This window comes from Pseudomonas sp. FFPRI_1, from assembly GCF_055384485.1.
The window spans coordinates 3,049,064-3,074,896 of sequence record NZ_AP029168.1 but is presented as its reverse complement, the minus strand read 5'-3'; the positions used below and the strand labels follow the sequence as shown (position 1 = coordinate 3,074,896).

Below are 25,833 nucleotides of genomic sequence, written 5' to 3'. Positions count from 1 at the left end.
TCAGTCCCGCGGCAAGGGCACGGCGAACACCCCACTGGCGCGGGCCACTTCACGCTCGCCGACCTGCAACAGCACCGTGGCAAAGGCCATCTGCCGGCCGCGCCTGGCATGTTCCAGGCGCACCTCCATCCACTCCCCCACCTGCACCGCGCCCAGGTAGTCGAGGGTCATGCTGGCGGTGATCAGCGGCAACGGCGGGTCGCTGGCAAAGGCCATGGCGTAGCCCATGCCGATGTCCGCCAGGGTGGCGATGATGCCGCCGTGCACCGTACCGCGGCCGTTGGCGTGACGAGCATCGGCGCGCAGGCCCAGGCGCAGTTCACGGCCACTGCCGCAGCCATAGACCGGCCCGATCAGCTCCAGCAGCGGGCTGCTGCGGGACAAGGGGGTAAAGCCTTCGGGGATCGACACGACATCCATGAAACGCTCCTGGCAATGAACTGGCATGACAGATGCCAACCCGCAGAGGTGTAGCGCCTCAGGCCCTGCGCAGCCATCAGTATCAACCCGAGAAATTATCGCCAATAAGCCCGAGACGGCATGGGGTGGCGCGCCAAAGCCCGGTAAGATAGGCGCCCTGGCATTCAGCCACAGACCCATGCAATCAAGGAACCTCCATGCGGTATCAGGACGATCACTCCTCGCGGCTACGCCGGCTGCCCCTCATCCTGCTCGGCAGCCTCGCCCTCGGCGCCTGTTCACCCAGCCATGACAACAGCTCTGGCATGGCGATGGGCGGCGCCCAGGGCAAGGCCGGCGCGCTGCTGGCCTACGAGCACGAGCTGGGCCTGTCGCTGCCCGCCGCACAGATCGCTCCGCGCCTGGAGCAAACCCGCCAAGCCTGTGAAAGCGCCAAGTTCGGCCCCTGCAACATCCTGCGCCTGGAGCAGGGCCCCTACCGCGCCCAGGTGATCCTGCGCATCGCTCCCAGCGGGGTCGAGCCGATGGTCGGCCTGGCCGCCGAGGGTGCCCAACTGGGCGAGCGCATCACCACCGCCGAAGACCTGGCCGACTCCGTGGCCGATGTGCAGCGCCAGCAGGAACGACTCAAGAGCCAGCAGCGACGCCTGGATGAACTGGCGGCGCGCAAGGACATCAGCGTCAGCGACCTGATTGCCCTGAGCAAGGAACAGGCGGTCATCGAAAACGAACTGCAGGCCCTGGCCCAGGTCGCCGCCGGCCAGCAGCGACGCCTGGACACCAACCGCCTGACCCTGAACTTCACCCCCAGCGACAACGCCGAGCGCGGCTCCAACCTCAAGCTCGCCTTCAGCAACCTGCTGGACAACATGGCCGACGGCACTGCCGAAGCCCTGGAGAAAGGCAGCTATGTACTGCCCTTCGTGATCCTGGCCTTCCCCCTGGCCCTGCTGTGGGTCTGGCTGTGGCGCAAGTTCGTGCGTCGCCGCCACTGATCGGCAACCAATAAAAAGCCCGGCTATTCAGCCGGGCTTTTTATTGGGCTCGCGCAATGCCCTAGGCGCCCTGGGCTTGCAGCGCCAGCAACAGGCGTTCCAGGCCGATGCCGAAGCCCGCACCCTGGCGATAGGCGCCGGCCCCCACCACTTGCTGCTGCGCTCCGAGTTGCGGGCAGCGGGCCTCAAAACCCTCGCCATTGAGGTAGTAGGTCAGCCCGCGCTTGACCCCCAGGTTGAGCTCGTATTCCAGCCCCAGGGCATCGAGAAAACCGACACACAACGCCCGCGCCTGCTCCAGCGCCTGCTGCGGATCAGGTCCGAGGATCTCCAGGCCCAGCTGGGTGAACTCGCGGTAACGCCCGGCTTGCGGGCGCTCATAGCGGTAGCAGCGGGCGACATAGAAAAAGCTCGCCTGTTCGCGCCCGGCGAGCAGTTCGGCAGCGGTTTCCTGGAACAGCGCGGTGGCTTCCGGGATCAGGCAGCAGGCCCGCCCGGCCTTGTCGTTGAAGGCCCACATCTGGCCGATGACTTCGCTGCCGCCGGCCTTTTCGATAAAGGTGTCCTGGCCCCACAGCGCCGGGACTATGACTTCTTCAGCGCCCGCTTCGATGAAGCCAGCTCCGGAACCTTCCTTCCAGGATACGCAGGGTGGCGGCTTGTTCGCCGCTGATCATTCGGGTGCCACGAAGCATGGTCATGGGTGTTTCCTCTGGTGTGTGACAGGCAAAAAAAAGGCGCCTTGCAGGGCGCCTTGGTGGTGTCTCGACGGTCAGTGATTGCCGGAGCGGGTCACTGACGGCTCGATGCGCATACGCGACCACGGCCCCTGGGATGAGGTCCGGTGATGATGGAGGCGAGTACGGCAGCGGAAAAAATTCATCGCGCATCCTGGCACGGACCGCAGCAGGCTGACAAGCCTGCTGCAGGAGACTTTGTATCGCTGCCGATCTCGTCGGCCGGCCTGCGACAAGCCTCGCCGAACCCCTGGTGGATGGCGCGCAAGGGCTCTGCAAAAGGCCTTGGCGACGCTATCAGCGACGTCGATATTCACCATCGAGCCAATGCAGTTCTCAAAAAACTGGCGCGGCGTAGGATCGGCTCCATTCCCGACAACAGCGACCCCCGGAGCACCCCAGCATGAAACGCCAACTTTTCCTCAGCCTGGTTTTCTCGGCCTTCGCCGTCAACGCATTTGCCGCCACCAGCGCCTACCCGGTGATCACCGAAGGCGGCTCGGATCGCCTGATTGAAAGCCGCGTGGCCGAAGGCGGTTCTGATCGCCTGATCGAACGTCGCGTAGCTGAAGGCGGTTCCGATCGCCTGATCGAACGTCGCGTAGCTGAAGGCGGTTCCGATCGCCTGATCGAACGCCGCGTAGCTGAAGGCGGTTCTGATCGCCTGATCGAACGTCGCGTAGCTGAGGGCGGTTCTGATCGTCTGATCGAACGTCGCGTGGCTGAAGGCGGCTCGGATCGCTTGATGCAAAACCGCGCATGAGCCACCCAAGCGTCGTTGCCGAAAAGAAGCCCGGTCCAAGCCACCGGGCTTTTTTCATTGCGCGCTGCAGCAGGATTCACTTCTGGTTTTTTGCCATGCAGCGCTGGTAACGCTCATCCACCCTTTTGGCAAACCAGGCCGTGGTCAGTTGGCGGGTGATCTTCGGGCTCTTGAGTTCGATGCCGGGCAATTGTTGACGCGGCACAGTCTTGCCTGCGGCCTGGTCGGCCAGGGCAAACACCTGGCGATACAGTGGCGTATCCTCGAACTCCGGGCTGTCGCCCTTCTCCAGCTGCTGGCGAATACTCGGGTTGCGCAGGCCCAGTTGCCGGCCCAGGGTGCGCACCGCCAACTCGGTGCTGCCGGGCATGATCGAGTCGTAGCGGATCAAGTCGCCATCCAGCGCCAGGCGAATCCCGCTGACCCGGCTCACGGCACTCTGGAACGCGGCGTTGCGGCTGGCGTACCAGCCGGCGTTGAAGTCGGCGAAGCGATACAGCGGCTGCGGGTAGTTCACCGGGTACCCCAGCAGATGGGCGATGCCGAAATACATGCCGCCGCGGCGGCTGAAGACCTCATGACGGATCGACCCCTGCAGCGGGTACGGATAACCCTCGGCATGCTGCTCGGCGAACGCGATGCCGACTTGCATCGGCCCGCCGGTGTGCACCGGGTTGAACCCGCCGAACAGGGTCTTGCCCATGGGCACCTGGCCGATGAAGTCATCGAAGATCGCGCTCAACTCCTTCTCGGTGCGGGCCTTGGCCAGGCGCTGGCTGTAGGACTGGCCATCACTGGCATGCACCTGCAGCGCCGCGCTCACCAACAGCGCCGGCACATGCACCTTGGCGGCGCGGCGGTCGATCTCTTCCCGGGCAATGCGCCCCAGCCCCGGCACCACCGGGTCGACCTGGAAGGTCGACTCTTGCTCGGTCACCGCCAGCACCGCGCACAGGTTGCCTGGGGTCGGCTCCAGGCCCTGGGCACTGAAGGCCACCTGGATATCCCGGGCCCAGCCCGGGCGATCGGCCACCGTGGGCGGCAACAGGCGCAGGACTCGGGCCTGGACCTCGGCCGCCGGTACCGGCGGAGCCTGGCTGACGCGTTGGCCGGCACAACCGGCCAGGAGCACCAGCGCGGTCATCATCAACAGTCGACACAAATACATAGGGCTCCCAATGGCCAAGGTTCAAACCTGTCCTGGTTCACGCCTCGCAACGGCGTGGCAGCGACGACACCCCATTGGGGTGCAGAGACAATCGGCGGCCGCTCGCCGCAAGACAGCGTGCGAACGGCATTCAGCCGCTGGTCATCCGACCCGAGAATAGCCGCCATGTTCAGCCGCAGCGATTTCCAGCAACGGGCCCCGCCATGATCGCAGCGCCCCGCAGCCCGCGGGATGCCCCCTGCCTGCTCTTCCCGCGGGACGCCCGGGCCTGAACCCGCGATGCAGCAAAGCCGACACAGGCACCTCGGCTCTTCTATGCTGTGAGGGTTTCCCCGGCCTACACTGGTCGCCCTCTCGGACTGGAGCGCCTTGCAATGCTGACCCTGGACTTCTTGATCACCAGCCTGATCGTCGTGCTGATTCCCGGCAGCGGCGTAATCCTGACCATTTCCGCCGCCCTGGTGGCCGGGCAGCGCGCCAGCCTGTTCACCGCCATCGGCTGCACCGCGGGGATAGTGCCGCACCTGCTGGCGTCGATCCTCGGCCTGTCGGCGATCCTGCACACCAGCGCCCTGGCGTTCCAGGGCCTGAAGTTTGCCGGGGTCGCCTACCTGCTGTACCTGGCCTACGCCACCTGGCGCGATCGCTCTGCCTTCGCCGTGGACAGCAACGCGGTCAGCCGCAGCGCCGGCGCGCTGATGACCAAGGCCTGCCTGCTGAATATCCTCAACCCCAAGCTGACGATCTTCTTCCTCGCCTTCCTGCCCCAGTTCATCGCCCATGACGGCAGTGACCCGGTCCCGCAGATGCTCCTGCTCAGCGCCGTGTTCATGGCCATGACCTTCTGCGTGTTCGTGCTCTACGGACTGCTGGCCAACCTGTTCCGCCGTGCGGTGATCGAATCGCCCCGGGTGCAGAACTGGCTGCGCCGCAGCTTTGCCGCCAGCTTCGCCGGGCTCGGCCTGAACCTGGCCTTCGCCCAGCGCTGAACCCCCGCGCCAGCCTGGCCCGCAGCCAGAGGCATGAGATTGATCTGCAATCGAGGGCAAGGACATGAACTGCAGCGACGTACTGATCATCGGTGCCGGGCCCACCGGCCTGGTACTGGCGCTGTGGCTGCGCCAGCAAGGGGTCAAGGTGCGGATCATCGACAAGACCGCCGGCCCCGGCACCACCTCCCGGGCCCTGGCGGTACAGGCCCGGACCCTGGAGCTGTACCGCCAGCTGGACCTGACCGAGGCCATCGTCCAGCGCGGCCACCATGTGCCGGCGGTCAACCTCTGGGTCAAGGGCGAGCGCGCCGCGCACCTGCCGTTCAATGCCATCGGCGAAGGCCTGACGCCCTACCCTTTCCTGCAGATCTTTCCCCAGGATGAACACGAGCAACTGCTGATCGAGCGCCTGGAGCAGCTCGGCACCCGGGTGGAGCGCAACACCGAACTGCTGGCCTTCACCGACCACGGCAACCTGACCAGCGCCCGGCTGCGCGGCGCCGATGGGCGCGAGGAACTGTGCCAGGCGTTCTACCTGGCCGGCTGCGACGGCGCCCGCTCCACGGTGCGCAAGACCCTGGGCACCGGCTTCCCCGGCGGCACCTACCAGCAGGTGTTCTACGTCGCGGACGTCGAGGCCAGCGGCCCGCCCATCGATGGCCAGTTGCATGTGGACCTGGACGAAGCGGATTTTCTCGCGGTCTTCCCCCTGGCCGACAGGGGCCGCGCACGGCTGATCGGCACGGTGCGCGACGAGCGGGCCGAGCACCCGGAAAACCTGCGCTTCGAAGACGTCAGCCAGCGCGCCATGCGCCAGCTCAAGGTCGAGGTCAGCCAGGTCAACTGGTTCTCCAGCTACCGGGTGCACCACCGGGTGGCCGAGCATTTTCGCCAGGGTCGGGTGTTTCTGCTCGGCGATGCCGCCCATGTGCACAGCCCCGCCGGCGGCCAGGGCATGAACACCGGGATCGGCGACGCCATCAACCTGGCCTGGAAGCTCGCCGCCGTTCTCGCGCGCAAGGCCGAGGACAGCCTGCTGGACAGCTACGCCAGTGAACGCATGGAGTTCGCCCGACGCCTGGTGTCCACCACTGACCGGGTGTTCAGCTTCGCCACCGCCGAAGGCCCGGTGGCCTACCTGTTGCGCACGCGCCTGGCGCCCCTGCTGCTGCCGAAGATCGCCGCCTTCGACAGCGCCCGGGAATTTCTCTTTCGCACCGTGTCGCAGATCACCCTCAACTACCGGGGCATGCCCCTGAGCGGCGGCAGCGCCGGGCACGTGCACGGTGGCGACCGCCTGCCCTGGGTGCGGGACGGCGAGCACGACAACTTCGACAGCCTCGCCCACCTCGGTTGGCAAGTGCACGTGTACGGGGTCACCAGCGACGCCCTGCGCACCTGGTGCAGTGAACAGCGGGTGGCATTGCAGGTGTTCGACTGGCGCCCGGCCCATGGTGCGGCCGGGCTGGTGCGCAATGCCTTCTACCTGCTGCGCCCGGACACCTACGTGGCCCTGGCCGAGCGTTCGGCCGACCCTGGGGTGCTGGAGCGCTATTTCCAGGAGCGCGACCTGCGGCCCTGATCAGCCCTTTCAATGCTCCTTGATACTTGGCCAACGCTCGGCGAACTCGGCCACGGTCGCCGCCTTGATCCGCGCCAGGTCCCGGGGATAGTCGACGCCGGGGTTTTCCTCGAAGCGCGTGGCGCTGAACTGGCCGTTGCTGGCCCGCAGGATGTAGCCGCTGTCATGGCAGAGCTCGCTGAGCAGAAACAGCACCCCCGGGGTGACCCATTCCGGCTTGAGTTCCTGGGGCGCCTCGGTCACGCCCCACATGCGGGTCTTGGCCACCGGCGACACCGCGTTCACCAGAATCCCGTGCTCAGCGCCCTCCTTGCCCAGGGCATTCATCAGGCCGACCTGGGCCATCTTACCCGCGGCATAGGCCAGCAACCCCGGTTGGGCATGGCGCAGGTACAGGGCCCGGTCCGAGGTGGTCAGCAGCACCCGGGGCGCCGGCGAGCGCTTGAGGTGCGGCCAGGCCTGCTTGCACAGCCACACCGGCGCGTAGAGGTTGATGTCGAGCATGCTCTGGATAAACCCGGCATCGCTCTGCTCAAGCGACTGGTAGCCGACCCAGCCTGCGTTGTGAATCAGCATGTCGACGCCGCCAAATGACTCCAGCGCCAGCGCCACCAGGGCCTGGCAGCCGGCCTCGTCGGCCAGGCTGGCACTGTGGCCGACCACCCGGGCACCCTCGGCGCGCAAGGTGCGGACAGCCGCCTCGACCACCCCGGGGTCGGCACCGCCTCCCTGCTGATCAGTGCCCAGGTCACTGATCACGACCTGGGCGCCACATGCGGCCAGGGCCCTGGCGTAACTCAGGCCCAGGCCCCGTGCGGCGCCAGTGATGATGGCGGTTCTACCGGTGAAATTCATGCTGGACCCTCCGTTTGCGCAAGAGAGTAACAACAGGAAAGTCATTGGCTTAATACTAAATAGAGGCCGCTGTGAGCGCTTTTTAATATCAGTCACAAACCGGTGAAACCTTGCACCCAAAGGTTTAGAGTCCATTGCTCCCGAGCACGCCACCCCGCCAGCCTCGGCCCTAACTGACAAGGACCCCCGCCATGGTCGAGACGCGCCTGCTGCGCCAGTTCATCGTCGTCGCTGAAGAGCTGCACTTTCACCGGGCCGCTGCGCGGCTGCACATGGCCCAGCCGCCGTTGAGCCAGGCCATCAGCCGGCTGGAGGCAAGGCTCGGTTTTGGCCTGTTCGACCGCAACCGCCGCGGGGTCGCGCTGACCGCGGCCGGCACGGCCTTCCTGGCGACCGCCCGAGACACCCTGGAGCACCTGGCGCAAGGCATCGAGCAGGCGCGCAACGTCAGCCTGGGCATGGCCGGCACGCTGACGGTCAGCTCGATTTCCATCGCCTGCTACCCGACGCTGCTGGACGCCCTGCGGCAGTTTCGTGAAGAACGGCCCAAGGTCCACCTGCAGCTGCGGGAACTGCCGTCTGCCAGCCAGGCCCAGGCCCTGTTCAGCGGTGAAGTGGATATCGCCTTGATGCGCCACCTGCCACTGCCGGAGCCGACCATCGTTTCCCGGCGCATCCTCGCCGAGCCGATCGTCCTGGCCCTGCCCGTCGAACATCCCGGGGCCCAGGCAGGTGCGGTGGACCTGAAGGATTTTGCCACCCAGGACTTCGTCTTTACCCCCAGGGACCTGGGCAGCGGTTATCACGACCAGTTGCTGGCCCTGTGTGCCGATGCCGGTTTCATCCCGCGGGTGGTCCAGGAAGCGGCGCAGATCCACACCCTGGTCGGCCTGGTGGCCTGCGGCTTCGGCGTAGCCCTGGTGCCTGAATCCATGGCCCGCTCGGTGCGGCAGGACAAGGTGGCGTTTCGTCCGCTGCGGCCCATGGCCGGCACCACCGACAGCAGCCTGGGCCTGTACCTGAACTGGCGCCAGGACAACCACTCACCGCAGTTGCAGCACCTGCTTGGCCTGCTGGCACCAGCAGCGGTGCCAGCAGGCCAAGCAGGCCAGCCCCTCCAGGGCTGAGCGCCGTAGCATCCCGGCCCTGGCTCGCAGCGTGCCTGCAGCCCGATTTAGAAGCTGGCCTTGACTGACAGCGTGAAGTTGCGCGGTTCACCATAGAAGTTGCCGAAGTTCTCGGTGCCGATGGTGGTGTAGTAGCGCTTGTCGAACAGGTTGTTGCCGTTCAGCGCCAGGGACCAGGTGTCGTCGATGCGATAGCCGATGCGGCCGTTCCAGATCGCATAGCCGGCCTGGGAAATGTGTTTGCCGCTGGAGGGCGAGACCCGGTAGTTGTCGCTCTGTGCATTGACCCCGGCCCCCAGGGTGAAGCGCTCCAGCGCGCCGTCCAGGGCGTAGTCGCTCCACACCCGCAACAGATGGCGCGGCACGTAGGAGTTGAACGGCTGGCCGTCGGTGGCACTGTCGGCGTCTTCCAGGGTCTTGGTCTGGGTATAGGTGTAGCCGGCCAGCAGTTGCAGGCGCTCGACCGGCTCGCCACTGACCTCGGCTTCAAACCCCTGGGCGCGAACCTTGCCCGAGCTCATCGAGCAACTGCTGTCGGGGCAGGCCGGGTCGTCCTGGGCCTGGTCCTGCTGAATCGTGCGGAACAGGCTGAAGGCGGTGTTCAGGCGCCCGTCTAACCATTCGCCCTTGATCCCAGCTTCGTAGCTCTTGCCCACCAGCGGCTTGAGCGGCGCACCACTCAAGGTCTGATAGCTGCCCTGGGGGGTGAAGATGCTGGAATAGCTGACGTAGGCCGTCAGGTTTTCGTTGAGGTCATACAGCAGGCCGGCAAAGGGCGTGACCTCGCCGGTTTCCTTGGCCGAGGTGCGTTGCGGGGTGCGGGTGTTGAACCAGTAGGAAACCGAATCGCTTTGCGACTTGTACCAACTGACCCGGCCGCCCATCACCAGGGTCAGCGGATCGGCAAGTTTCAGGCGCAAGGTCGAGTACAGGCCCTGTTGCTGGATTCGCGTGTCCGACGGGCCGCCGCGGGTGGCGTTGGTTTCGTAGAGGCCCGCGTCCGGCTTGGGCAGGTGGTGATCGGGGTCCAGCACGTTCTGCCGCTGGGGCAAGCCGGCCACGGCGTAGAAGTCGTCCTTGATCGAGCGGCTGGCGTTGGCGCCGAAGGTCAGCTCGTGCTCCTGGCCAAAGGCCTGGAAGTGCCCGTCGACATAGGCATCGAAGCCGTAGTCCACCTGGTCGTAGTCGTAGATGCTGCCCAGCATCAGGGTGCTGGAACGGCTGGCCCCCACCGGCACCGAACCGCTGGGGAAGGCGTACTCGATGTCCTGGGTATTGCGGGTGTAGACCCCGGCCACCTTCAGCGCCCAGTCGTCGTTGAGTTGCTGGCGCAGGTCGGCGAAATAGGTCGCGCGCTTGCTGCGCGAGTTGTTCCAGGCGGTGTTCAGGCAGGTGGAACGGCCCAGCTTGAGGTCGCTGCCGTCGCTGTAGCGCGGCAGGCCGCCCCAGCACGGGCGCGAGTCGACGTCTTCATAGGCCATGCCCAGGCCCAGGGTGGTGGCGTCGCTGAGGTCGAAATCCAGGGCGCCGTAGTAGACCTGGTCCTTGCGCTCGCCCAGGTCGTAGAAGTACTGCCGGGTCTGCTGGGTCACCACCGCCCGGCCGCGGACGGTACCGGCATCGTTCAACGGCCCGCCGGTGTCCACCTGGGCCCGGTAGTTGTCCCAGCTGCCGGCGGACATCGTCAGTTCAGTGTGCGGCGTGGCCTGGCCGCGCTTGCGCACGAAGTTCACCGAGCCGGCAGTGCCGCCCGCGCCCTTGAGCATGCCGGCGGCGCCACGCAGGATCTCCACCCGGTCATAGAAGGCCATGTCGCTGCTGAAGCTATCGGCCTGTACGTAGCTGCTACCCATGTCCAGGGGCACGCCGTCGTACTGGTACTGGCCGGTCATGCGAAAGCCCCGGGAGTAGAAATACTTGCCGCCCATGGGCGAGTCGTAAAGGGTGATACCCGGGGTTTTCTCCATCACCTGGTCAATGGTGTTGAGGTTCTGATCATCGAGCATCTTGCGGGTGATCACGGTCACCGACTGCGGGGTTTCCTTGAGCGAGTGCTGGCCCTTGCCGATGGTGACAGCGCCGGTGGTGTAGGAACCAGAATACTCGGTGGTGGCCCCCAGCTCCTGGCCCTGCACCTGGGTGGTGCCCAACTCCAAAGCGCCGCTGCCCTGGGGCACGGGGCGCAGCACGAAGCTGCCGTTGCTCTGCGGCTCGGCCTGCCAGCCGCTGCCGGCGAGAATCCGCGCAAAGCCTTCCTGTACCCCGTATTCACCCTTGAGCCCCGCCGAACGCAGGCCGGCGGTCTGCCGGGCATCGAAGGAAATTGCCGCGCCGGCAGCGCTGGCGTAACGGCTGAGCACCTCGGTCAGGTCACCGGCGGCAATATCGAAGCGGCGCACCGCGGTCTGTTCGCTGGCCGCCACTGCGGTCAACGGCAGCAGTGCCGCACCGTAGACCGCCAGTGCGCCCCAAAGCCCGACCTTGATCGCCTGGGCCAACTTCGACTTGTGAACATCAGACATGCTTTGCCTTCCCCGCTAACGAAAATGAATCCACTGGGGGATAAGCCGGACCAGGAGGGGCAAACATGCAAAGACCATTGATTTTTTTCGCCCCGCGGATTCAACCCACGCGGCTATCGGAAACCCGTACCCAGTAGCGGGTATAGCGCTTGATCTGCAGGGAGAAACCGCTTTCCAGCGCCGCCAGGGCGCGGTCGGTGTCATCGATGGGGAAGGCCCCGGAAATCTTCAGCCCGGCAATCTGCGGATCGCACTGTACAACCCCGTGGCGGTAGCGCGACAGGTCGGCCAGCAATTCCCCCAGGGGCCGGTCGATGGCGATGATGCTGCCCTGGCGCCAGGCACCCACTGCGGCATCGTTGGGCCGCAGCGCGGCAAAGCCCCCGGCGCTGAACGCCAATTGCTGGCCGGCCTCGACCCGACGCGGCGCAAGGCCTGCGCCCAGGCTGACCTGCACCGCGTGCTCCAGCACCGCCACCTGCTCCTCACGCTCATCGCTGCGCAGCACGAAGCGAGTGCCCAGGGCCAGCACCTCGGCGTCCCGGGTGAAAACCCGGAACGGCCGCTGCAAGGAATCGGCAGCGGTGCTGACCAGCATCTCGCCCCACAACAGCTGCACCTTGCGTTGCTGGCTGTCGAACTGCACGTTGATCGAGGTGTTGGTATTGAGCAGTAGCGAAGTGCCGTCCGCCAGGCGCACTTGCCGGCGCTCGCCGATCCGGGTCCGGTAGTCTGCCAGCAGTTGCTGGGCGCTGTCGCTGCGCCAGCCCAGCCAGCCCAGGGAACCGGCCGAGGCCAGCACCACCAGGTTGCGCATCAGCTCGCGGCGCGAGCGCCCTGCCCCGCGCAAGGTGGAACCGGCCAGGCCGCCGGGCAGCGCCGACATCTGCTCGCCCAGTTGCTGCATGCGCTCCCACGCCTGGCGGTGCAAGGGGTCGGCGGCCAGCCATTCGCGCCAGGCTGCCTGCTCCTGCTCGCTGGCGCTGCCGGAGCGCAATTGCGCGTACCAACGGGCCGCGCCGCTGATGGCCTGGCGCTCGCCGACGCTCAGTTGCAGGCCGGCGAAACTCATGACAGCTGCATCCGCATCTGCATCAGGCAGCAATGCTCCATAGCCTTGGCCATGTAGTTGCTCACGCTGCGCACGGAAATCTGCAGGCGTTCGGCGATCTGCTCGTAGGTCAGGCCGTCGCACTGGGACAGCAGGAAAGCCTGTTTCACCTTGGGCCCCAGGCCATCCAGCAGCCGGTCGATTTCCATCAGCGCCTGGAACAGCACGCTCTGCTCCTCCGGCGACGGGTGCTCGCCCTCGGGCACCAGGGCCAGGGCTTCGAGGTAGGCCTGTTCCAGAGAACGGCGGCGAAACAGATCGATCAGCAGGCCCCGGGCGATGCGCGACAGGTAGGGCCGCGGCTCACGGATCTCCACTGCGTTGCGCGCCTTGAGCACCCGCACGAAGGTGTCCTGGGCCAGGTCAGCGGCATCGAAGGCATTGCCCAGGCGCTGGCGCAACCAGCCCTGCAACCAGCCATGGTGATGGGTGTAGAGGTCGGTGACGGCACAGCGCAGGGATAAGTCGTCGGCGGGCATGACAGTAAGGATTCATATTTGATAATGAATCGCATTGTCATGTAGAGGCGGAAGTCTTGGCAATAGCCACGAACGCCGGACGACGTTCGTGGCGGTACTGCGGGGCCTAATCAGATCCCGGCCAGGGCCAGGTCCATGGCGAAGTAGGTGAAGATCAGGTCGGCGCCGGCACGCTTGATCGACCCCAGGCTCTCGCGCACCACCCGCTGCTCGTCGATGGCCCCGGCCTGGGCGCCGAACTTGATCATCGCGTACTCGCCGCTGACCTGGTACGCCGCCACCGGCAGGCGCGAAGCCTCGCGGATGTCGCGGATGATGTCCAGGTAGGCCCCGGCAGGCTTGACCATCAGCGAGTCGGCGCCTTCCTGCTCGTCCAGCAGAGACTCGCGCACCGCTTCGCGGCGGTTCATCGGGTTCATCTGGTAGCTCTTGCGGTCGCCCTTGAGCGCACTGCCGCCGGCTTCACGGAACGGACCGTAGAGCGCCGAGGCGAACTTGGTGGAATAGGCCATGATCGGCGTCTGGGTGAACCCGGCGGCGTCCAGCGCGCGGCGGATGGCCTGGACCTGGCCGTCCATGGCCGCCGACGGCGCGATCACATCGGCGCCAGCGCGAGCCGCGGCGACCGCCTGCTTGCCGAGGTTGGCCAGGGTCTGATCGTTGTCCACCTCATGGCCGTGCATCACCCCGCAATGGCCGTGGTCGGTGTACTCGCAGAAGCAGGTGTCGGACATCACGATCATTTCCGGCACAGCGTCCTTGGCAATGCGCGACATCCGCGAGACCAGGCCGTTTTCCTTCCAGGTATCGCTACCGTCGCAGTCCAGGTGGTGGGACACACCGAAGGTCATCACCGACTTGATTCCGGCGCGGGCGTAGCGCTCGATCTCCCCGGCCAGCTTCGACTCGGGAATGCGCATCACCCCGGGCATGCTCTTGATCGGCACGAAGTCGTCGATCTCTTCCTCGACGAAAATCGGCAGCACCAGGTCGTTGAGGGTGAACTCGGTTTCCTGGAACAGGCTGCGCAATTGTTCGGAGCGACGCAGGCGACGAGGACGGGCTTCTGGGAACTGGCTGGACATGATTTTTCCTAAGGCTGAGCGCGGGCGAACACGAGCTATGTCGAAAAAAGGCCCAAAGCTTATGCCCCCGGCCGCCGCGGTACAAACCCGTGCGCCTCAAGAGAGCCTTGCCAAAGCCGTAACAATCGCCACAAAGCCCCGTGTTTGCGTGGTTCCAGGCGTTCGGCGAGGCGCACCTGCGACCATCTGACGCAACAGGAGCAGAGGAACAGCGGCAAGCTGCAAGCGGCCCCTGCCCCCTTCTATTCCGGTTCGCTGCCCTGGAGGTTGAGGGTGTAGCTCTTCAGGGGTGTTTTGAAGTAGGCCATGCCTTGGTCGTCGACCGGGCCCCTGAGCACGATTTGCTTGATCGTGTCGACAATTTCATCGGCGTCGTTTTCAGCTTGAATGGTCGCCTCGATGCATTCGCCAGACGGGTAGCCCAGGGTTCGAACGATCAGGTTGAGGTCGACGTAATGGTCTGCCTCGCCCCCCACGACAGGCTCATCGTCCGGGCCCTGGGTCCAATATATTTCAACGACTTTGCCCGGCGACGGCGTGCGCGGCAGGTTGCACGTGGCCTGTATGGCAATCGCCTTCGCGCCGGGGGGGTGCGCCGGGTTCGCAGAGGCTGCGGATTCGCTGCCCGGTTGCTTTCCAGGCAAGGCCGCGGCATGGGGCTGTTGCTTGACAGGCGCGGTGTCTGCAAAACAGAGCAGTGGAACGAAGACCAAGCAGCCCAGCAGGCCTGTCAGCAGCATGCCGGGCTTCACTCTTTCGCGCCCAGGCGACAGCACTTGCGGCGCCTGTTTGCCTACGGGCCAGTGTGACCGGGCCAAGGCCAGCAGCTCCTTGCAGGACACCACCCCAGCCCCACCGACCAGGCGTGGTGCCTGCTTGCGCTGGCCGGCGTCTTCGCCGGCACCAAGGCCCAGCAGGATCATGGCTGGCCCGGCACAGTGGGCGAGGATGGGTGGCTGCCTCCTTGAGCCTTAGCCGGGAGATGTCCCAAGCGTCCTTCGATGCACGTCAGCGCCGTGCCGCCGATCCAGACTTCGTCGCCAATCCGCGCCACCTCGATACGCCCCGCACGCCCCATGCTCAGGCCCTGGCTGACGCTGTAGCGGTCCGGGGCCAGGCCGGCGCCCAGCAACCATTGGGCGATGCCGGCATTCAGGCTGCCGGTGGCGGGGTCTTCGGGCATGCCATCGCCGGCAATAAAGGCCCGCACTTCGAACTGGGCGTCGGTGGCGTCACGCTGCGGGTCACAGGGAGCGATCACCCCCACTGCCAGGCCGGTGAGTTGTGGGTAGTCGGGTTGCAGGTCGAGTACCTGCTGGCGCTCACCGAGCATCACCGCCAGCCAGCCGGCGCCGTTGTCGACCCACTGGGCAGCGACTATGGCCCCCTGGGCCAGCCCCAGGCCCAGGCGTACCTGCTCCAGCAACTCGGCGTCTACCGGGCCGGCGCGCAGCAGTGGCGGCGCCAGAAACGCCAGTTGATCCCCCTGGCGGCGGATCCGCACCAGGCCCACTTCGCATTCCTGGATGATCTCCTCGCCCCGGGGCACCCCGCCGGATTCCAGCCAGGCATGGCAACTGCCCAGGGTCGGGTGGCCGGCGAAAGGCAGCTCCTGGAGGGTGGTGAAGATCCGCAGGCGGTAGTCGGCACGGGGGTCCCGGGGGTTGAGAATGAAGGTGGTTTCGCTGAGGTTGGTCCAGTTGGCGAAGGTTGCCATCTGCGGGTCATCGAGCGCGTCGGCGCCGAACACCACGGCCACGGGGTTGCCCTTGAAAGGCTGGGAACTGAAGACGTCGACCTGTTTGAAATCAAGGGAGCTCATGCGCGGTCCTGTGCAGGGTGGCGGGTGGAGGGGGAGTTTACTGTGGTTGGGGGGGCGGATGCGGGGGCAGAGGCCTTCACTTACTTGGCCCCCCGAAGCGACTCGCGGTAAGAGCGCAACCATAAGCTGCCCTGACCGCCAATACAAAACATGTAGCGCCCGCCGCCGCGAAGGCAGAATCGCCAGAAACGGCTACCGCAGCAGCGGGCATGCCCTCGATCAAACAGCCTTGGGAATCTCCAACCCCCTCACCACCGCCGGCCGCGCCAAAAACTTCGCCAGCACCCGCTGCACATCGGGAAACCCGTCAATCCCCACCAACTCCCCCGCCTCATAAAACCCGATCAGGTTGCGAATCCACGGGAAGGTGGCGATATCGGCGATGGTGTAACGCTCGCCCATGATCCACTCACGCCCTTGCAGATGCTTGTCCAGCACCCCCAGCAGACGCTTGGACTCCGCCACATAACGATCACGCGGGCGCTTGTCCTCGTAATCCTTGCCGGCAAACTTGTTGAAGAACCCCAGTTGCCCGAACATCGGCCCGATGCCGCCCATCTGGAACATCAGCCACTGAATGGTTTCATAGCGCGCGGCAGATTCCTGGGCCAGCAACTGCCCGCTCTTGTCCGCCAGGTAGATCAGGATCGCCCCCGACTCGAACAACGCCAGAGGCTGATCCCCCGGCCCATGGGGATCGAGGATCGCCGGAATCTTGTTGTTCGGGCTTACCGAGAGAAACTCCGGGGTCATCTGGTCCTGGGTCTCGAAACTCACCCGGTGCGCCTCGTAAGGCAGGCCAATCTCTTCGAGCATGATCGAGACCTTGACCCCGTTGGGGGTCGGCAACGAATACAGCTGGATCCACTCTGGGTAATTCGCGGGCCATTTCTGGGTAACGGCAAAAGCGGACAGGTCGGTCATGACAGGCTTCCAGTGACAGGCAAAGGGGAACTGCGCAACACGCAGGCAACGGCTGGGGATTATCCGCCCGGGATTCTTAAATCGGCAACATGCAGCGGTTAACCTGCCGGTCAATCGAACCAAACGCCATTCAGGGACTCAGAAAGCACAGCCTGCCCACAGGCTCAATGACAGGGAACGCCGGTTTGTCAGCCGCCACTCATTGCCTCGAAGAATGACACGCCCATGCCCCTGCCCTATCGCCTTGCCCATCGCCTCAAGCAGCGCTCCTACCTGCTGCTGCCGGCCCTGCTGCTGGCCAGCGCCCTGTGCCTGTCTTTGGAGTCCAGCGTCAGTCGTGCACAACCGGCGGACGGCACCCAGACCCTGGTGTTCCTGCGCCACGCCGAAAAACCCGCCGGCGGTCTTGGCCAGCTCAATTGCCAGGGGCTGAACCGGGCCATCGACCTGGCTTCACTGCTGCCGGAGAAGTTCGGCAAGGCCCAGTACGTGTTCGCCGCCGACCCGACACGCAATGTCGAGGAAGGCGAACTGGACAACTCCTACAGCTACATCCGCCCGTTGATGACCATCAGCCCCAGCGCCATCAAGCTCGGCCTGCCGGTGAACATCGACTTCGCCGCCAACGACACCAGCGACCTGGCCGACGAATTGCTGCATGACCGTTATCACAACGCGATCATCTACACCGCCTGGTCCCACGGCTATTTGCCAGAGTTGATCAACAAGGTCGCCGAACAGGCCGTTGGCGAAAAACGCCCGATCACCGAAGACTGGGCCTCCAACGACTACGACTCGCTGTATGTGCTGACCCTGACCTGGCACAACGGCAAGGCCCGCCTCCACAGCCAGAGCTACAAGCAAGGCCTGGACAACGGCGAGCAGAGCTGCCCGAGCTGATCAGCCCAGGGCATCGAGCAGGCGGTACCAGGCAATGCCGGCGCCCAGGTACAAGCGTTGCGAGCCGTGCAGCGGAATTGGCCGCAGCGGCGTGACCGGGAACGGGAAGCCCTGCCCGGCCTCTACCAGGCGCATCGCCAAGTGCTTGCCCAGCAGGGTCGACAAGGCAATCCCACGACCGTTGTAGCCCAGCAGGATCGACAGCCCGGGCGCAGGCTCGTGCAACTGCGGCAGAAAGCTCGGGGTCAGGGCCACGCGCCCACTCCAGCGGTACTCGATAGGGATGCCTGCAAGCTGCGGAAACAGGTTCAGCAACGAGCGCTCCAGGTGGTTCCAGTCGGCATCCCGACGCGGCTCGGAAAACGGCCCGCGCCCACCCAGCAGCAAGCGCCCCTGGGCATCCTGCTTGAAGTACAGCAATAGGCGCCGGGCATCGGAGCACACCTCGCCGCCCGGCAAAATGCTCTGGCGCAGCTCGGCAGGCAGCGGCCGGGTGGCGATGATGAAACTGTTGGCGGCGATCACCGTCTGGCGCAGCCCCGGCCACAGGTCGTCGGTGTAGCCATTGGTCGCCAGCAGCACCTTCGAGGCTCGCACCCGGGCGCCGCGCTCGGTCTCCAGGGTCCATCGCCCGCCATCGCGCTGCAGTTGCCGGACCCGGCTCTGGCCGTGAATGCTCACCCCTAATCCCAGGGCCACCCGGGCCAGGCCCCGGGCGTAATTCAAGGGGTGCAGGCTGCCGGCCCGCGGGTCGACCCAGCCGCCCAGGTACTGCGGGCTGCCGATGCGCTGGCTCACCGCAGCTTTGTCCAGCAACTCCACGGCCACGCCGCGCTGGCGCCACTGCTCGGCGCGCTGCTCAAGGGTGTGCATCGCGGCGCCGGAAAACGCCGGCTGGATCCAGCCCTTGCGGGTGGCGTCGCAGCGAATGCCGTGCTCCTTGATCAGCTCGAACACTTCATCGGCCGCCGAACCTACCGCCTCGATCAGCGCGTCGCCCTGCACCGGGCCGAACTTGGCCAGCAACTGCTCGGGGTCGAACTTGAGCCCGGGGATCACCTGCCCGCCGTTGCGCCCGGAGGCGCCCCAGCCGGGCTCGCCGGCATCCAGCAGGCAGACCCTGGCACCGCTCTGGGCCAGGCGCAGAGCGCTCACCAACCCGGTGTAGCCGGCACCGACAATCGCCACATCGACCTCCCGGTCCTCGGCCAGCGCCGGGGTGTGCTCGGCCGGCATGGCCGTGGCCGCCCACAGCGAGGGCGGCATTGCCAAGGTGTGGGGGGCGTTCATGCCTGCACCTCCGCACCCTGGTTGAGCAGGCGTCGCAGGAAATCCTGAGTGCGCGGATGGCTCGGGGTGCTGAGCACAGTCCGGGCCGGGCCGGCCTCGACGATGCGTCCGCTGTGGAGGAAGCACACCTGATCCGCCACGTCCTGGGCAAAGCCCATTTCATGGGTGACCACGATCATGGTCATGCCCTCGTCGGCCAGCTTGCGCATCACTGCCAGCACCTCCCCCACCAGTTCCGGATCCAGGGCCGAGGTCGGCTCGTCGAACAGGATCGCTTCCGGGTCCATGGCCAGGGCCCGGGCAATGGCCACCCGCTGTTGCTGGCCGCCGGACAGTTCATCCGGATAAGCGTGCATGCGATGGCCCAGGCCGACTTTTTCCAGCAGGGCCTCGGCGCGCAGCCGGGCCTGCTTGGGGTCCTGCTTCTTGACGTAGATCGGCCCCTCGGTGACGTTCTGTAAAGCGGTGCGATGGGGGAACAGGTTGAAGCGCTGGAACACCATGGCCACCCGGGTGCGCAATTCATGGATGCTCTTGGCATGGCGATCGACCCGCGCGCCACTGACCAGGATGTCGCCTCGTTCATAGCTTTCCAAACCGTTGATGCAGCGCAGCAGGGTCGACTTGCCGGACCCCGAGGGACCGATCAGGCACACCACTTCACCGCTCTGCACCTGCAGGTCGATGCCTTCGAGCACCGCCACGCTGCCAAAGCTCTTATGTACGCCCTTGATCTGGATCATGGCTTTCTCCGGGTGCTGATGCGCGCTTCCAGGAGGCGCAGGGCAAAGGACAGCGGCAGGCTCAAGGCCAGGTAGAGCAAGGCCACCAGGGTGTAGACGGTCATGTTCTCGAAGGTCGAGGACGCGATCAGTTGCCCGGCCCGGGTCATCTCGGCCACGGTGATGGTGGACACCAGAGACGAGTCCTTGAGCATCATCACCAGGGTGTTGCCGTAGGGCGGCAGGGCAATGCGCATGGCCTGGGGCAAGACCACCCGGCGCATGATCATGGCGCCGCGCATGCCGATGGATTCGGCGGCCTCGATCTGCCCCTGATGAATGGCCTGGATACCGGCACGGAAGTTTTCCGCCTGGTACGCCGAGTAGGCGATGCCAAGGCCGATCACCCCGGCCTGCATGGCCGACAGCTGGATGCCGAAATCCGGCAGCACGAAGTAGATGTAGAACAGCTGGACGATGATCGGCAGTCCGCGAATGACGTTGACCACGCCAATGGCGAACAGGGAGATCGTCCGTACCTTGGAGACCATCATCAAGGCGAACAGCAGGCCGATCAGCGAACTGAGCACGAAGGACCCTACCGTGACCTGCAGGGTGACCACCGCCCCTTTCAATAGAATGGGCAGGAAGTCCAGAGCGTTCTGGAGAAACATAGGAAGACCCGTGGAATCAGGAATGGACAGAACAGGCCCGGCCGCACGGCCGGACCACTGCGCAACGTTGATGCAGGCCCAAGGGCCGGATCAGTCGAGCTTCCAGTGCTTGACAATGCGTTGCAGGGTGCCGTCGGCCTTGATCGCGGCGATCCCGCGATTGACCTCGGCGAGGGTCTGGGCATCGCCCTTGCGCACGATCAGGCAGACGTCGCCCATGACCACCGGCTGGTAGCCCTTGACCAGGCGCACCTTGTTCTGAGTGCCCTGGGCCAGTTGATAGGCGAGGATCGGGCGGTCGGCGAAACCGGCCTTGATCCGCCCCAGGGCCAAGTCGCGCATCAGGTCGGGAATCGAGTCGTAGCCACGCACTTCCTTGAAGATCCCGCGCTTGTTCAATTCGTCGATGAACACCGTGCCCACCTGGGCGCCGACAGTTTGCCCGGCCAGGTCCTGCATGTTCTTGTAGTCAGTGGCGTCGTCGGCCTTGACGATCAGCCCCTCGCCGTAGCTGAACACCGGGTCGGAGTACTGCACCACCTTCTCACGCACCGGGGTGCGCAGCATGGCGGCGGAAATGATGTCGATCTTGTTCGAGGTCAGCGACGGAATCAGAGCAGCAAAGGTGGTCTGCTGGATCTCCACGCCGAAACCGCCGGCCTTGCCCACGGCCCGGGCGGCATCGATCATCATGCCTTCGATGCTCTGGCTCTTGACGTCAAGAAAGGTGAACGGAATGCCGGTGGCGGTGGCCCCGACCTTGTACTGCGGCTCGGCCCGGGCCGAAACCGAATGGCCCAGGCCAAGGGCGCAACAGAGGGCAAATACAGCGGGTGCAAGGACGCGAGTGCGGGTATGCATGGCGAATCTCCCATTGGACGGTTTTATTGTTTGAAGTCCGTGATGGATAGCCTCTGGTGTGGAAGGCAGGAGGCATAAGCCCGACTATAAACAATTTACAAAAATCGTAAAGAGATTTATAAATATCGAATATCGATATTCAAAACACAAAATAGCCTGAAAGGACTGGTCATGAGCGATAACAACAACTCCCTTTTCAACCAGTCACTGGAGAAGGGCCTGGCGGTGCTGCGGGCCTTCAACGCCGCGCAACGGACCATGAACCTGGCGGAAATCGCCGCCGCCGCCGACATCAACAAAAGCTCGGCGCAGCGCATGATCCATACCCTGGAACAGCTGGGCTACGTGCGTAAGCACCCGCAGACCAAGCGCTTCCAACTGACCCCGCGGGTGATGGAGATCGGCTACAACTACCTGGCCGCCGACACCTTGGTGGATGTGGCCAACCCGTTCCTTGCCGAACTGGCCCAGGTCACCGGAGAAACCACCAACCTCACCGAGCCTGATGGCCTGGACATGGTCTATGTGGCGCGCTTCGTGGCGCCCAAGTTCATTCCCATCCACATGCCCATCGGCAGTCGCATTCCCATGTACTGCACCGGTTCCGGGCGCGCCTACCTCAGCGCCCTGCCCGCCGCCGAGGCCCTGCAGATTCTTCAAGCCAGCGACCGCAAGGCCCACACCCGGCACACCCGCACCGACCTGGACGAGATCCTGCGCGAGATCGACGCCACCCAACGCCGCGGATATGCCCTGAACCCGGAAGAACTGTTCCTGGGCGACATGGCGATAGCCGCGCCGATCCTCGACGGCAAGGGCCTGCCGGTGGCCGCGGTGCACGTGGTGGTGCCCAGCAGCCGCTGGACCCTGGAAGAAGCCGAACGCAAGCTCGCGCCCTCGGTGATCGAATGCGCCCGAGCCATCCGCACCTCGATACGCACGCTCTAAGCTTTAAGCGGCAAGCGGCAAGCGGCAAGCATGCGGTGAGGCTTGAGACTTGCAGCTTAGGGAGGCGCCAGCGGCTACAATTCGCGCTTATTGTCTTTGTGTGGAATTCCCTTCATGTCCAACCTCACCCCCACCCGCCCGGCCCAAGGCTGGGCGCTCTGGTGGAAACCCTTGCTGTTCCTGCTGATCGCCGCCATCGGTCTGTACTACGTGAAGTGGTCGCCCTACTACTTCAAGGCCTTTGCCGCCGCCGACAGCCACAGCATCGGCGCGTCGATCCTCAACGATCAGCAAAGCTCGCCCTGGAGCGCGGCCCTGGCCTATTCCCAGGTGTATTTCCTGGCGATCTGGAAAGCCGCGGTGCTGGCGGTGATCCTCGGCTCCCTGCTGCAGGTGCTGATCCCCCGGGACTGGCTGCTGCGGCTGTTCGGCCGTGCCGGCTTTGGCTCGACCCTGCGCGGCGGGCTGTTCGCCCTGCCGGGCATGATGTGCTCCTGCTGCGCCGCGCCGGTGGCCGCCGGCATGCGCCGGCAGAATGTCTCGGTGGGCGCGGCCCTGGCCTTCTGGATCGCCAACCCGGTGCTCAACCCGGCGACCCTGGTGTTCATGGGCTTTGTCCTCGGCTGGGGCTTTTCCGCCCTGCGCCTGGTGGCGGGCATTGTCCTGGTGCTCGGCGTGTCGCTGATCGCGCAGCGCATCGCCGGCCCGGAAACACTCCCGGAAGCCGCGGTGGACGCCGTGGTCGAAGCCAGCAGCGTCGACCAGCAGCCATTCCTCACCCGCTGGGGCAAGACCCTGTGGCAACTGTTCTGGAGCACCATCCCGATCTACATCCTCGCCGTGCTGCTGTTGGGCGCGGCCCGGGTCTGGCTGTTCCCGCACATCGACGGCGCCATGGGCAACAGCCTGCTGTGGCTGGTGCCGCTGGCAATTGCCGGGACCCTGTTCGTGATCCCCACGGCAGCGGAAATCCCCATCGTCCAGACCATGATGACCCTCGGCCTGGGCACCGGTCCGGCGGTGGCGCTGCTGATGACTCTGCCGAGCGTCAGCCTGCCGTCGCTGCTGATGCTGCGTAAGGATTTCGATGCCCGAGTGCTGGTGACCGTGGCCGTGCTGACCATGCTGGTGGGGATTGTCTGCGGCTTGATCGGCGCGGCGTTGTTGTAGGGCTGGAAGGCCCTTTCGCTGGCAAGCCAGCTCCTACGGTCGGTAGGGAGCTGCCCTGTAGGAGCCGGCTTGCCGGCGAAGGCAATCTCGCGAGCAAGCCAGTTCCCGCGGTTGGTGGAGAGCGGCTCTGTAGGAGCCGGCTTGCCGGCGAAGGCAATCTCGCGAGCAAGCCAGTTCCCGCGGTCGGTGGGGAGCTGCCCTGTAGGAGCCGGCTTGCCGGCGAAGGCGATCTCGCGGGCAAGCCAGCTCCTGCGGTCGGTGGAGAGCTGCCCTGTAGGAGCCGGCTTGCCGGCGAAGGCAATCTAGCGGGCAAGCCAGTTCCTGCGGTCGGTAGGGAGCTGCCCTGTAGGAGCCGGCTTGCCGGCGAAGGCGATCTAGCGGACAAGCCAGCTCCTACGGTCTGTAGGGAGCTGCTCTGTAGGAGCCGGCTTGCCGGCGAAGGCGATCTAGCGGGCAAGCCAGCTCCTGCGGTCGGTGGGGAGCTGCCCACGCAGGAGCCGGTTTACCAGCGAACGGGTCAGCGCGGTGAACGCTGACGCAGGTAATCGAGCACTGCAGCATGGTCGCCGCTGAACTCGATCCGCGCGCCCTTGCTCTCGCGCTGGAAGGCGTACATCGGGTCGTAGTATTCGCCCAGCAAGCCTTCGATCCAGGCCCGGTGCCGTTCCACGTCGCCGCTGCGGGCCTGTTCCGCCAGCGCCGCTTCCATCAGCAGGAACAGCCGCTGGTGACGCTCGCCACCGAGGCGCTTGTGGATCTTGTTCAAGCTCTCCAGCAGGCGTTCGGCAAACAGGGCGAAACCCGACTCGCCATGCAGCGCGACAAACTCGGCGCTGAGGTTCACCACGTAGTCGTCGAGGATGCGCTGCACCCGGCTGTCGAGGCGGTCTTCCAGCCAGACCATGGGCAAGCCCTGCATGCTCTGGTACAGCGGCAGCGGCAAGGCGCAGCTGCCGATCATGCGGTTCTCGTCTTCGAGGACGAAACTCTGCACGCCGCGATCACGTTTTTTCAGCAGGTCCACTGCCAGGCGGTTTTCGAAGTCGATGTTGCTCGGCTGCCCGGTGGCGCGGCGGCCAAAACTGGAGCCGCGATGGTTGGCGTGGCCTTCCAGGTCCAGGGCGTTGTCCAGTTGCCCCAGCACCTCGGTCTTGCCGGTGCCGGTCATGCCCCCCAGCAGCACCAAATCGCACTGTTGCAAGGCCTGCTCGGTGGTCTCCAGGAGGAAGGTACGCATGGCCTTGTAGCCACCGCCGACCCGCGGGTAGTCGATGCCCGCCTCCTTGAGCCACTGCTGGACGATCTGCGAGCGCAGGCCGCCGCGAAAGCAGTACAGCAGGCCATCGGGATGGGCCTTGGCAAAGTCCGCCCAGGCTTGCACCCGTTGGGCCTTGATCGCCCCGGACACCAGTTGGTGGCCAAGCACAATGGCCGCCTGCTGGCCCTGCTGCTTGTAGCAGGTGCCGACCCGCTGGCGTTCCTGGTCGGTCATCAGCGGCAGGTTGAGCACCCCGGGAAAGGCGCCCTTGGTGAATTCGATCGGCGCCCGGGTGTCCATCATCGGCCGGTCGTTGAGGAAAATAGCGCGGTAGTCGGTGCAGTCCAAAGGCATCAGAACACCTCGACCGCGTGACTCTGTCGCTCCACCAGTTCGCCGATCGGCGCCAGTTCCAGGCCCAGCTCCGCCGCCAGGGCGAGGAACTCGGCATTGCCTTGCGGGGTCACCGCCACCAGCAGGCCACCGCTGGTTTGCGGGTCGCAGAGCACGCGCTTGTGCAGTTCCTGCAGGCGGCCGATCTTGTCCGCGTAGCTGCTGTAGTTGCGCAACGTGCCGCCAGGCACGCAGCCCTGGTCCAGGTAGTACTCGACTCCCGGCAGGCGCGGCACGCGGTCGTAGTGAATCTGCGCGGTGAGGCCGCTGCCATCGGCCATTTCCACCAGGTGCCCGAGCAGGCCGAAACCGGTGACGTCGGTCATCGCGGTCACCCCTTCGAGCTTGCCGAAACGGCTGCCGGGCTTGTTCAGGGTGCACATCCAGTCACGGGCCAGGCCGATGTCGGCGCTGCGCAGCTTGCCCTTTTTCTCGGCAGTGGTGAGCACGCCAATCCCCAGGGGCTTGGTCAGGTACAGCAGGCAGCCGGCGGTCGCGGTGTCGTTGCGCTTCATGAAGCGTTTTTCCACCAGCCCGGTCACCGCCAGGCCGAAGATCGGCTCCGGCGCGTCGATGGAGTGGCCACCCGCCAGGGGAATGCCCGCCGCGTCGCACACGGCACGACCGCCGCGGATCACTTCCCGGGCAACCTCCGGGGCCAGCACGTTCACCGGCCAGCCGAGAATGGCGATGGCCATCAGCGGGTCGCCGCCCATGGCGTAGATGTCACTGATGGCGTTGGTGGCGGCGATGCGGCCGAAGTCGAACGGGTCGTCGACGATGGGCATGAAGAAGTCGGTGGTGGAGACCACGCCGCGTTCTTCGTCGATGGCATAGACCGCCGCGTCATCGCGCGAAGCGTTGCCGACCCAGAGCTTGGGGTCGAGGTTCTGTGCCCCACTGCCGGCCAGGATCACCTCCAGTACCTGGGGTGAAATCTTGCAGCCACAGCCCGCGCCGTGGCTGTACTGGGTCAGGCGGATCGGCTCGCTCATGGGGCACCTCGTCAAGTCTGGGATCGGGATTCTAGCAGAG

The 25,833-nt window shown here is 65.5% G+C and carries 26 protein-coding genes; 9 read left to right on the top strand and 17 right to left on the bottom strand.

Translation table 11 applies throughout. The features are described 5' to 3' along the window. Nucleotides 1–420: a PaaI family thioesterase gene (locus ACZ5BO_RS13700; RefSeq protein WP_464700397.1), complete on the bottom strand. Its 420-nt coding sequence runs from the start codon at nucleotides 418–420 to the stop codon at nucleotides 1–3. 197 nt (nucleotides 421–617) lie between these two features. Between ACZ5BO_RS13700 and ACZ5BO_RS13695 the strand changes: the two genes are divergently transcribed. Continuing rightward, the gene (locus ACZ5BO_RS13695) at nucleotides 618–1,415 is read left to right on the top strand and encodes a DUF4349 domain-containing protein (RefSeq protein ID WP_025130720.1); all 798 of its coding nucleotides are present in this window, start codon (nucleotides 618–620) and stop codon (nucleotides 1,413–1,415) included. A gap of 61 nt (nucleotides 1,416–1,476) precedes the next feature. On the opposite strand, the gene ACZ5BO_RS13690 is transcribed toward ACZ5BO_RS13695, so the two are convergent. Continuing rightward, nucleotides 1,477–2,028, bottom strand: a complete 552-nt coding sequence (locus ACZ5BO_RS13690) for an ATP phosphoribosyltransferase regulatory subunit (RefSeq protein ID WP_029978618.1) — start codon at nucleotides 2,026–2,028, stop codon at nucleotides 1,477–1,479. A 234-nt stretch (nucleotides 2,029–2,262) separates the two neighbouring features. On the opposite strand from ACZ5BO_RS13690, the gene ACZ5BO_RS13685 reads away from it, so the two are divergent. Both ACZ5BO_RS13685 and ACZ5BO_RS13680 read left to right on the top strand, forming a co-directional pair. Then, a complete protein-coding gene (locus tag ACZ5BO_RS13685; protein WP_157838123.1) occupies nucleotides 2,263–2,559 on the top strand; it encodes a hypothetical protein in 297 nt (98 codons plus the stop codon). Beyond that, entirely contained in the window at nucleotides 2,556–2,915 is a 360-nt protein-coding gene (locus tag ACZ5BO_RS13680) for a hypothetical protein (protein ID WP_464700394.1), read from the top strand. Before ACZ5BO_RS13685 ends, ACZ5BO_RS13680 begins: the two co-directional genes overlap by 4 nt. A 76-nt stretch (nucleotides 2,916–2,991) precedes the next feature. Here ACZ5BO_RS13680 and ACZ5BO_RS13675 read toward each other — a convergent pair whose 3' ends face one another. Further along, nucleotides 2,992–4,083, bottom strand: a complete 1,092-nt coding sequence (locus tag ACZ5BO_RS13675) for a DUF1615 domain-containing protein (RefSeq protein ID WP_464700392.1) — start codon at nucleotides 4,081–4,083, stop codon at nucleotides 2,992–2,994. Between the two features lie 374 nt (nucleotides 4,084–4,457). On the opposite strand from ACZ5BO_RS13675, the gene ACZ5BO_RS13670 reads away from it, so the two are divergent. Beyond that, nucleotides 4,458–5,072: a LysE family translocator gene (locus tag ACZ5BO_RS13670; protein ID WP_025130716.1), complete on the top strand. Its 615-nt coding sequence runs from the start codon at nucleotides 4,458–4,460 to the stop codon at nucleotides 5,070–5,072. Nucleotides 5,073–5,136: 64 nt separating this feature from the next. After that, complete coding sequence (locus tag ACZ5BO_RS13665) at nucleotides 5,137–6,657, top strand: FAD-dependent oxidoreductase (protein WP_464700390.1); 1,521 nt, start codon at nucleotides 5,137–5,139, stop codon at nucleotides 6,655–6,657. 9 nt (nucleotides 6,658–6,666) lie between these two features. Here ACZ5BO_RS13665 and ACZ5BO_RS13660 read toward each other — a convergent pair whose 3' ends face one another. Beyond that, on the bottom strand, nucleotides 6,667–7,512 hold the full coding sequence (locus tag ACZ5BO_RS13660) for an SDR family NAD(P)-dependent oxidoreductase (RefSeq protein WP_464700388.1): 846 nt from the start codon (nucleotides 7,510–7,512) through the stop codon (nucleotides 6,667–6,669). A gap of 191 nt (nucleotides 7,513–7,703) precedes the next feature. On the opposite strand from ACZ5BO_RS13660, the gene ACZ5BO_RS13655 reads away from it, so the two are divergent. Further along, entirely contained in the window at nucleotides 7,704–8,639 is a 936-nt protein-coding gene (locus tag ACZ5BO_RS13655) for a LysR substrate-binding domain-containing protein (RefSeq protein WP_464700386.1), read from the top strand. A gap of 47 nt (nucleotides 8,640–8,686) precedes the next feature. Here ACZ5BO_RS13655 and ACZ5BO_RS13650 read toward each other — a convergent pair whose 3' ends face one another. The 7 genes from ACZ5BO_RS13650 to ACZ5BO_RS13620 all read right to left on the bottom strand — a co-directional run bounded on the left by ACZ5BO_RS13650 (nucleotide 8,687) and on the right by ACZ5BO_RS13620 (nucleotide 16,582). After that, complete coding sequence (locus tag ACZ5BO_RS13650; RefSeq protein WP_464700384.1) at nucleotides 8,687–11,161, bottom strand: TonB-dependent siderophore receptor; 2,475 nt, start codon at nucleotides 11,159–11,161, stop codon at nucleotides 8,687–8,689. 100 nt (nucleotides 11,162–11,261) lie between these two features. Further along, the gene (locus tag ACZ5BO_RS13645) at nucleotides 11,262–12,233 is read right to left on the bottom strand and encodes a FecR family protein (RefSeq protein WP_464700382.1); all 972 of its coding nucleotides are present in this window, start codon (nucleotides 12,231–12,233) and stop codon (nucleotides 11,262–11,264) included. Next, complete coding sequence (locus tag ACZ5BO_RS13640; protein WP_015635079.1) at nucleotides 12,230–12,751, bottom strand: sigma-70 family RNA polymerase sigma factor; 522 nt, start codon at nucleotides 12,749–12,751, stop codon at nucleotides 12,230–12,232. The genes ACZ5BO_RS13645 and ACZ5BO_RS13640 overlap by 4 nt, the downstream gene beginning before the upstream one ends. Before the next feature lie 110 nt (nucleotides 12,752–12,861). Continuing rightward, nucleotides 12,862–13,836 (bottom strand): porphobilinogen synthase, encoded by a 975-nt coding sequence (hemB, locus tag ACZ5BO_RS13635; RefSeq protein WP_025130710.1) that lies wholly within the window; start codon nucleotides 13,834–13,836, stop codon nucleotides 12,862–12,864. 242 nt (nucleotides 13,837–14,078) lie between these two features. Continuing rightward, a complete protein-coding gene (locus ACZ5BO_RS13630; protein ID WP_464700379.1) occupies nucleotides 14,079–14,759 on the bottom strand; it encodes a hypothetical protein in 681 nt (226 codons plus the stop codon). After that, nucleotides 14,756–15,658 (bottom strand): PhzF family phenazine biosynthesis protein, encoded by a 903-nt coding sequence (locus tag ACZ5BO_RS13625; RefSeq protein WP_025130708.1) that lies wholly within the window; start codon nucleotides 15,656–15,658, stop codon nucleotides 14,756–14,758. The genes ACZ5BO_RS13630 and ACZ5BO_RS13625 overlap by 4 nt, the downstream gene beginning before the upstream one ends. A 219-nt stretch (nucleotides 15,659–15,877) precedes the next feature. Further along, nucleotides 15,878–16,582: a glutathione S-transferase N-terminal domain-containing protein gene (locus tag ACZ5BO_RS13620; protein ID WP_025130707.1), complete on the bottom strand. Its 705-nt coding sequence runs from the start codon at nucleotides 16,580–16,582 to the stop codon at nucleotides 15,878–15,880. A gap of 225 nt (nucleotides 16,583–16,807) precedes the next feature. Between ACZ5BO_RS13620 and ACZ5BO_RS13615 the strand changes: the two genes are divergently transcribed. Then, nucleotides 16,808–17,482: a hypothetical protein gene (locus ACZ5BO_RS13615; RefSeq protein ID WP_025130706.1), complete on the top strand. Its 675-nt coding sequence runs from the start codon at nucleotides 16,808–16,810 to the stop codon at nucleotides 17,480–17,482. On the opposite strand, the gene ACZ5BO_RS13610 is transcribed toward ACZ5BO_RS13615, so the two are convergent. The 4 genes from ACZ5BO_RS13610 to ACZ5BO_RS13595 all read right to left on the bottom strand — a co-directional run bounded on the left by ACZ5BO_RS13610 (nucleotide 17,483) and on the right by ACZ5BO_RS13595 (nucleotide 21,029). Then, nucleotides 17,483–18,772 carry an NAD(P)/FAD-dependent oxidoreductase gene (locus tag ACZ5BO_RS13610; RefSeq protein ID WP_464700376.1) on the bottom strand — a complete coding sequence of 430 codons (1,290 nt, stop codon included), beginning with the start codon at nucleotides 18,770–18,772 and terminating at the stop codon, nucleotides 17,483–17,485. Next, nucleotides 18,769–19,515 carry an amino acid ABC transporter ATP-binding protein gene (locus tag ACZ5BO_RS13605; protein ID WP_025130704.1) on the bottom strand — a complete coding sequence of 249 codons (747 nt, stop codon included), beginning with the start codon at nucleotides 19,513–19,515 and terminating at the stop codon, nucleotides 18,769–18,771. The genes ACZ5BO_RS13610 and ACZ5BO_RS13605 overlap by 4 nt, the downstream gene beginning before the upstream one ends. Then, nucleotides 19,512–20,168, bottom strand: coding sequence for an amino acid ABC transporter permease (locus ACZ5BO_RS13600; RefSeq protein WP_464700374.1), 657 nt, complete (start codon nucleotides 20,166–20,168; stop codon nucleotides 19,512–19,514). Before ACZ5BO_RS13600 ends, ACZ5BO_RS13605 begins: the two co-directional genes overlap by 4 nt. A gap of 90 nt (nucleotides 20,169–20,258) precedes the next feature. Beyond that, complete coding sequence (locus tag ACZ5BO_RS13595; RefSeq protein ID WP_464700372.1) at nucleotides 20,259–21,029, bottom strand: ABC transporter substrate-binding protein; 771 nt, start codon at nucleotides 21,027–21,029, stop codon at nucleotides 20,259–20,261. Between the two features lie 171 nt (nucleotides 21,030–21,200). Between ACZ5BO_RS13595 and ACZ5BO_RS13590 the strand changes: the two genes are divergently transcribed. Together ACZ5BO_RS13590 and ACZ5BO_RS13585 are read left to right on the top strand one after the other, a co-directional pair. Beyond that, on the top strand, nucleotides 21,201–21,977 hold the full coding sequence (locus tag ACZ5BO_RS13590) for an IclR family transcriptional regulator (RefSeq protein WP_464700370.1): 777 nt from the start codon (nucleotides 21,201–21,203) through the stop codon (nucleotides 21,975–21,977). A 114-nt stretch (nucleotides 21,978–22,091) separates the two neighbouring features. Then, nucleotides 22,092–23,147 carry a permease gene (locus ACZ5BO_RS13585; RefSeq protein ID WP_025130700.1) on the top strand — a complete coding sequence of 352 codons (1,056 nt, stop codon included), beginning with the start codon at nucleotides 22,092–22,094 and terminating at the stop codon, nucleotides 23,145–23,147. Nucleotides 23,148–23,664: 517 nt separating this feature from the next. Here the strand turns inward: ACZ5BO_RS13585 and mnmH are convergent. Together mnmH and selD are read right to left on the bottom strand one after the other, a co-directional pair. Further along, on the bottom strand, nucleotides 23,665–24,759 hold the full coding sequence (gene mnmH / locus ACZ5BO_RS13580; protein ID WP_025130699.1) for a tRNA 2-selenouridine(34) synthase MnmH: 1,095 nt from the start codon (nucleotides 24,757–24,759) through the stop codon (nucleotides 23,665–23,667). Further along, entirely contained in the window at nucleotides 24,759–25,793 is a 1,035-nt protein-coding gene (gene selD / locus ACZ5BO_RS13575) for a selenide, water dikinase SelD (protein WP_025130698.1), read from the bottom strand. The genes mnmH and selD overlap by 1 nt, the downstream gene beginning before the upstream one ends. Nucleotides 25,794–25,833 lie beyond the last annotated feature (40 nt).

Coding starts and splice junctions, on each gene's coding strand:
- ACZ5BO_RS13605 (WP_025130704.1), bottom strand. CDS start 19,515: ATGATCCAGATCAAGGGCGTACATAAGAGCTTTGGCAGCGTGGCGGTG.
- ACZ5BO_RS13685 (WP_157838123.1), top strand. CDS start 2,263: ATGATGGAGGCGAGTACGGCAGCGGAAAAAATTCATCGCGCATCCTGG.
- ACZ5BO_RS13650 (WP_464700384.1), bottom strand. CDS start 11,161: ATGTCTGATGTTCACAAGTCGAAGTTGGCCCAGGCGATCAAGGTCGGG.
- ACZ5BO_RS13680 (WP_464700394.1), top strand. CDS start 2,556: ATGAAACGCCAACTTTTCCTCAGCCTGGTTTTCTCGGCCTTCGCCGTC.
- ACZ5BO_RS13595 (WP_464700372.1), bottom strand. CDS start 21,029: ATGCATACCCGCACTCGCGTCCTTGCACCCGCTGTATTTGCCCTCTGT.
- ACZ5BO_RS13600 (WP_464700374.1), bottom strand. CDS start 20,168: ATGTTTCTCCAGAACGCTCTGGACTTCCTGCCCATTCTATTGAAAGGG.
- mnmH (WP_025130699.1), bottom strand. CDS start 24,759: ATGCCTTTGGACTGCACCGACTACCGCGCTATTTTCCTCAACGACCGG.
- ACZ5BO_RS13645 (WP_464700382.1), bottom strand. CDS start 12,233: ATGAGTTTCGCCGGCCTGCAACTGAGCGTCGGCGAGCGCCAGGCCATC.
- selD (WP_025130698.1), bottom strand. CDS start 25,793: ATGAGCGAGCCGATCCGCCTGACCCAGTACAGCCACGGCGCGGGCTGT.
- ACZ5BO_RS13665 (WP_464700390.1), top strand. CDS start 5,137: ATGAACTGCAGCGACGTACTGATCATCGGTGCCGGGCCCACCGGCCTG.
- ACZ5BO_RS13615 (WP_025130706.1), top strand. CDS start 16,808: ATGCCCCTGCCCTATCGCCTTGCCCATCGCCTCAAGCAGCGCTCCTAC.
- ACZ5BO_RS13655 (WP_464700386.1), top strand. CDS start 7,704: ATGGTCGAGACGCGCCTGCTGCGCCAGTTCATCGTCGTCGCTGAAGAG.
- ACZ5BO_RS13695 (WP_025130720.1), top strand. CDS start 618: ATGCGGTATCAGGACGATCACTCCTCGCGGCTACGCCGGCTGCCCCTC.
- ACZ5BO_RS13630 (WP_464700379.1), bottom strand. CDS start 14,759: ATGATCCTGCTGGGCCTTGGTGCCGGCGAAGACGCCGGCCAGCGCAAG.
- hemB (WP_025130710.1), bottom strand. CDS start 13,836: ATGTCCAGCCAGTTCCCAGAAGCCCGTCCTCGTCGCCTGCGTCGCTCC.
- ACZ5BO_RS13610 (WP_464700376.1), bottom strand. CDS start 18,772: ATGAACGCCCCCCACACCTTGGCAATGCCGCCCTCGCTGTGGGCGGCC.
- ACZ5BO_RS13625 (WP_025130708.1), bottom strand. CDS start 15,658: ATGAGCTCCCTTGATTTCAAACAGGTCGACGTCTTCAGTTCCCAGCCT.
- ACZ5BO_RS13640 (WP_015635079.1), bottom strand. CDS start 12,751: ATGCCCGCCGACGACTTATCCCTGCGCTGTGCCGTCACCGACCTCTAC.
- ACZ5BO_RS13590 (WP_464700370.1), top strand. CDS start 21,201: ATGAGCGATAACAACAACTCCCTTTTCAACCAGTCACTGGAGAAGGGC.
- ACZ5BO_RS13585 (WP_025130700.1), top strand. CDS start 22,092: ATGTCCAACCTCACCCCCACCCGCCCGGCCCAAGGCTGGGCGCTCTGG.
- ACZ5BO_RS13670 (WP_025130716.1), top strand. CDS start 4,458: ATGCTGACCCTGGACTTCTTGATCACCAGCCTGATCGTCGTGCTGATT.
- ACZ5BO_RS13675 (WP_464700392.1), bottom strand. CDS start 4,083: ATGTATTTGTGTCGACTGTTGATGATGACCGCGCTGGTGCTCCTGGCC.
- ACZ5BO_RS13620 (WP_025130707.1), bottom strand. CDS start 16,582: ATGACCGACCTGTCCGCTTTTGCCGTTACCCAGAAATGGCCCGCGAAT.
- ACZ5BO_RS13660 (WP_464700388.1), bottom strand. CDS start 7,512: ATGAATTTCACCGGTAGAACCGCCATCATCACTGGCGCCGCACGGGGC.
- ACZ5BO_RS13700 (WP_464700397.1), bottom strand. CDS start 420: ATGGATGTCGTGTCGATCCCCGAAGGCTTTACCCCCTTGTCCCGCAGC.